This is a genomic window from Paraburkholderia sp. XV (assembly GCF_020177535.1).
In the GTDB taxonomy this organism is placed as follows: domain Bacteria; phylum Pseudomonadota; class Gammaproteobacteria; order Burkholderiales; family Burkholderiaceae; genus Paraburkholderia; species Paraburkholderia caribensis.
This window is the reverse complement of sequence record NZ_JAGUUD010000224.1, coordinates 1-4,812: the sequence shown is the minus strand read 5'-3', so window position 1 is coordinate 4,812 and position 4,812 is coordinate 1. Positions and strand designations below refer to the sequence as shown.

The window sequence follows — 4,812 nt, the reverse complement described above, 5'->3', positions numbered from 1 at the left end:
TGCCCGTCTTGCCGACCGTGCACAGCGCGGTATTGCCCGCCGTCACGCCCGACAGGGCCACGGATTTCTTCGGCTTGAAGCCGCTTGTCGTTCCTGGTGCAGCCGCTTGCGTCGTATCGCTCATTCCAGGGGTCTCCTTGTTGTGCGCTTACTTGTCCTGCTCGTTGTTCCGCGTGCCCTGGCTGAACAGCGCGTCGAGCTTCTGCTCGTACGCGTGATAGCCGATGCGATCGTACAGTTCTTCGCGCGTCTGCATCGTGTCGACGACGTTCTTTTGCGTCCCGTCGCGGCGAATGGCCGTGTAAACGTTTTCGGCCGCCTTGTTCATCGCGCGGAACGCCGACAGCGGATACAGCACCAGCGAGACATCCGCGCCGCGCAGTTCATCGACAGTGAACAGGGGCGTCGCGCCGAACTCGGTGATGTTCGCGAGCACGGGCACCTTCACGGCCTGCGCGAACTGTCTGTACATGCCGAGTTCCGTCATCGCTTCGGGGAAGATCATGTCGGCGCCTGCTTCGACGCAGGCCATCGCGCGGTCCATGGCCGCTTGCAGGCCTTCGACAGCGAGCGCATCGGTGCGCGCCATGATGACGAAGTTCGGATCGGTGCGCGCGTCGACGGCCGCCTTGATGCGGTCGACCATCTCGTCCTGTGTCACGATCGCCTTGCCCGGCCGATGCCCGCAACGTTTCGCGCCAACCTGGTCTTCGATGTGCATCGCGCCCGCGCCGGCCTTGGTCAGCGCCTTCACGGTGCGCGCAATATTGAACGCCGACGGGCCGAAGCCCGTGTCGACATCGACCAGCAGCGGCAGATCGCAGACATCCGTAATGCGGCGCACGTCGGTCAAAACGTCGTCCAGCGTCGAGATGCCGAGATCGGGCAAGCCCAGCGAGCCAGCGGCGACGCCGCCGCCCGATACGTAGATCGCCTTGAAGCCCGCGCGTTGCGCGAGCAGCGCGTGATTCGCGTTGATCGCCCCGACTACCTGCAATGGCTTTTCAGCGGCGACGGCTGCGCGGAACGCGGCGCCTGCGGATGTGTTTGCGTTGCTCATAATGGGGAGTCCTCGTTCGGCCCGAATAGCGGCGCGGCTTCGGCGGGCACACTGCGGCCCGTCGAGCGGGCGCGGCGCAGCACCGACCAGTAATAGCGATAGCTCGCGCGATCGTGCAGCGTGTCGCGATGGCGCGTCGGGCCCCATTGCGCGGACTGCGCGGCGAGCAGGATTTCCGTCGCCGCCGCGATCTCTTCGTCGCGCGGCGCGAAGGCCGACACGATGGCGGGGATCTGCGCGGGGTGGATGCTCCACATGCGCGTGTAACCGAACTCGTTGCGCGCGCGCAGCGCGTCGTTCGCCACGACGTCCATGTCGCGCACTTGCGTCGAGACGTTGTGCGACGGCACCTTGCCATGCGCGTGGCAGGCCGCCGCAATCTCGAGCTTCGCGCGGCGCACGAGCGGGTGATCGAACTGGCCGGGCGAGCGCATCGCGGTATCGGGAATCGCGCCGTCGTGCGCGGAGACGAAGTCCATCAGCCCAAAGCTGAGCGACTCGACAGCGGGGAGCGCGGCCAGATCGAACACGCGCGTCAATGCGCCATGCGTTTCGATCAGCAACTGGACGGGAACCGGCTGCGCAATGCCGAGCTCGCGCCGGGTGGCCTCGATGAACGCGCACATTTCGGCGGCATCGGGCACGTTGCGGATTTTCGGCAGCGTAATGAAGGCCGGCGCGCGCTTCGCCGCGCGCAGGATCAGGCGCACGTCGTCCCGCCAGTGCGCGTGATTGAAGTCGTGAATCCGCACGCCGACGCGGCCGAAACGGTCATGCTCGCTGCCGAGCAGCGACGCGACCAGTTCCGCATGTTCCGCCTCGCGACCGACTTGCGCGCCGTCTTCACAATCGAGCGTGATGTCGAAGACAGGGCCCAGCTCCTGCTGCAAAGCGAGCGATTTGAGCATCAGCTTCTCGCTGCCGGCGTAGTGGTCGCAAGCAGGCAGCACAGTGGGCGGCGCTTCGCCGTCAAACAGGACTTCGGCGGGAGTCAATGCGCGCATTTTCGGCGTGTGGGTACTGTTTGGAAATGCTGATTCGGGTGCGTTCTGGTGTTCTTGCGACCGTGATATACAGAAGGTCGGATCAAAACGCGCTCGAATCAGTTGCGAACCCCTGCGTGCGCTTGCTGCGCAAAACGTCATGCAGGGTTGTCAAACGCAAAAAACCGGAACCCGTCGCGCTGCAACGGAGTCCCGGTCATTCTGCATCAGGCGATTAGCCGAGCAGGTGCTGAACGCCTTCGCGCTCTTCGAGCAGCTCGTTCAGCGTGTTGTCCATCTTTTCACGCGCGAATGCGTCGATCTGCAGGCCTTCGACACGCTTGTACTCGCCGTTTTCGCACGTCACGGGAACGCCGTAGACGATGTCTTCCGGGATGCCGTACGAGCCGTCCGACGGAATGCCCATCGTGACCCACTTGCCGTTCGTGCCGAGCACCCAGTCACGCACGTGGTCGATGGCTGCGTTCGCTGCCGAAGCCGCCGACGACAGGCCGCGCGCTTCGATGATCGCCGCGCCGCGCTTGCCGACCGTCGGGATGAACGTGTTGCGGTTCCATTCTTCGTCGTTGATCAGCTTGGTCAGGTCCTGGCCTTCAGCCGTCGCGACGCGGAAATCCGGGTACATGGTGGGCGAGTGGTTGCCCCACACGACCAGCTTTTCGATCGAAGCAACCGGCTTGCCCGACTTGGCCGCGAGTTGCGACAGCGCACGGTTGTGGTCCAGACGCAGCATGGCCGTGAAGTTTTTCTTGGGCAGGTCCGGTGCCGACTTCATCGCGATGTAGGCGTTGGTGTTAGCCGGGTTGCCGACCACCAGCACCTTCACGTCGCGGCTCGCCACTTCGTTCAGTGCCTTGCCTTGCACCGTGAAGATTTCGGCGTTCGCCGACAGCAGGTCCTTACGCTCCATGCCTTTCGAGCGCGGACGCGCGCCGACCAGCAGCGCGACGTCGGCGTCCTTGAACGCAACCTTGGGATCGTCGGTGACCACGACGCCCGCGAGCAGCGGGAACGCGCAGTCTTCGAGTTCCATCACGACGCCTTTAACGGCGGCTTGCGCTTGCGGCAGGTCCAGCAGTTGCAGGATGACCGGCTGATCCTTGCCGAGCATGTCGCCATTGGCGATGCGGAACAGCAGGGAGTAACCGATTTGACCTGCGGCGCCGGTGACGGCAACGCGCTTTGCGGGCTTAGCCATTGAGAAATCTCCAGGACGATGCGTTGAACGCTAGGGAAAACGCCATTCTATATGGGCGTTACGCGAAGCGTGGTTTTAGCACGGCATTTTCGCTGGGCGAACCTTGCAGGCGGTCCGAAGAAGGCCCGAAGGCACGCTGCCGGCGAAGCCGCCGTGCCGGATAATCTGTGCTGCCGAGCGGGGACGGGGCGCTGCTTGTGGCGTTCGCCGCCAGATCAGGCCGCTGCATGGCGCGGACTCCTGCAAACAGCGCGTTTCGGCGGGGCATTGCGGCGCACTTGCCGGGCAATGCAGGGCGAAGCGAAACCTGAACTGCGTGAGGGAACAGCGTGATGCAGGGCGGCTTTCCGGTGCCTCACGCCGTTGACATGAAGCGCTGTCAAAAAGGCGTGGCACAACCCGCAAACCCTTGCTCGACAAGGAGTGTAGGAGTCGGGCGGGACAAAGTCAACCGTATCTTATGTCTTATATAAGACATATCTATTACGGGAAAAAATCTGGACGGCATGAGGCCCTTTGTGTTGAAATGCGCGCATGAATTCGAACCCGGCCAGCACAGCGAACCCTCCCGGCGCGTCCGGCGCGGGCGATGCTGCGCCTGTCTCCGCGCCTTCGCCGACGTTCAGTCCTCTCTATCAGCAGATCAAGGCGCTCATCACGCAGAGTCTCGAGTCAGGTGAATGGAAACCTGGCGAGATCATTCCCAGTGAAGTCGAACTGGCCGCGCGTTACAAGGTCAGTCAGGGCACCGTGCGCAAGGCGATCGACGAGCTGGCCGCCGACAATCTGCTGGTGCGCCGCCAGGGCAAGGGCACTTTTGTTGCCACGCACAACGAAGAGCGCGCGCAATTCCGTTTTCTCCGTCTTCTCGCCGACGACGGCGCCGAGCACCCGCATATCAGCCGGCTACTCGAATGCCGGCGTTTGCGTGCTTCGGCGGATATCGCGCGGCAGCTGGAATTGAAACCGGCGGATCCCGTCGTGCTGATCAAGCGCCTTTTGACATTCGACGGCGAAGACACGGTGCTCGACGAAATCTGGCTGCCGGGCGGCGTGTTCCGGGGGCTGACGCTGGAGCGCCTGTCGGAATACAAGGGGCCGCTCTACGCCATGTTCGAAACGGAGTTCGGCACGCGCATGATTCGCGCGTCCGAGAAGATTCGCGCCGTCGCTGCGGACCCGTCCGTTGCCGATCTTCTGCACGTGCCGACGGGATTTCCGTTGCTGTCGGTGGAGCGCGTGTCCTATACCTATGGTGACCGTCCCGTCGAAGTGCGGCGCGGATGGTATGTCACAACCGGGTATTACTATCAGAACGATTTGAGTTGAGACAGGAAGCGTTGCCGTGGGCTTGCGGCAAGGCTTGCGACGGCCTTCATGCGCGCTTCGCGGCACGCTCTCTAGAGCAGTGTTACGCTGCAGCGCGAAATGAAAAGGCGCTAAAATTGCGGATTAGTGTGACTACAAGTAGGGGTCTAGCATGGCAGAAGCCGTAAAAAAACCGAGGCCGGAATACCGGAACATCGGTATCGGGCAGATATTGACGGCAT

The 4,812-nt window shown here is 63.1% G+C and carries 4 protein-coding genes and 2 pseudogenes; 2 read left to right on the top strand and 4 right to left on the bottom strand.

The features are described from left to right. The 4 genes and pseudogenes from KFO72_RS41245 to KFO72_RS41230 form a co-directional block, all read right to left on the bottom strand. A pseudogene (locus tag KFO72_RS41245) lies at positions 1–124 on the bottom strand (2-methylcitrate synthase); the annotation flags it as partial. Between the two features lie 24 nt (positions 125–148). Further along, positions 149–1,060 (bottom strand): methylisocitrate lyase, encoded by a 912-nt coding sequence (gene prpB / locus KFO72_RS41240; protein WP_062917191.1) that lies wholly within the window; start codon positions 1,058–1,060, stop codon positions 149–151. Beyond that, positions 1,057–2,064, bottom strand: coding sequence for an HpcH/HpaI aldolase/citrate lyase family protein (locus KFO72_RS41235; protein ID WP_107203456.1), 1,008 nt, complete (start codon positions 2,062–2,064; stop codon positions 1,057–1,059). The genes prpB and KFO72_RS41235 overlap by 4 nt, the downstream gene beginning before the upstream one ends. 214 nt (positions 2,065–2,278) lie before the next feature. Continuing rightward, complete coding sequence (locus KFO72_RS41230; protein ID WP_054933449.1) at positions 2,279–3,262, bottom strand: malate dehydrogenase; 984 nt, start codon at positions 3,260–3,262, stop codon at positions 2,279–2,281. A 534-nt stretch (positions 3,263–3,796) separates the two neighbouring features. Between KFO72_RS41230 and KFO72_RS41225 the strand changes: the two genes are divergently transcribed. Both KFO72_RS41225 and KFO72_RS41220 read left to right on the top strand, forming a co-directional pair. Beyond that, a complete protein-coding gene (locus KFO72_RS41225) occupies positions 3,797–4,591 on the top strand; it encodes a GntR family transcriptional regulator (protein WP_054933450.1) in 795 nt (264 codons plus the stop codon). Between the two features lie 151 nt (positions 4,592–4,742). Continuing rightward, positions 4,743–4,812 (top strand): annotated as a pseudogene (locus KFO72_RS41220) (succinate dehydrogenase, cytochrome b556 subunit); the annotation flags it as partial.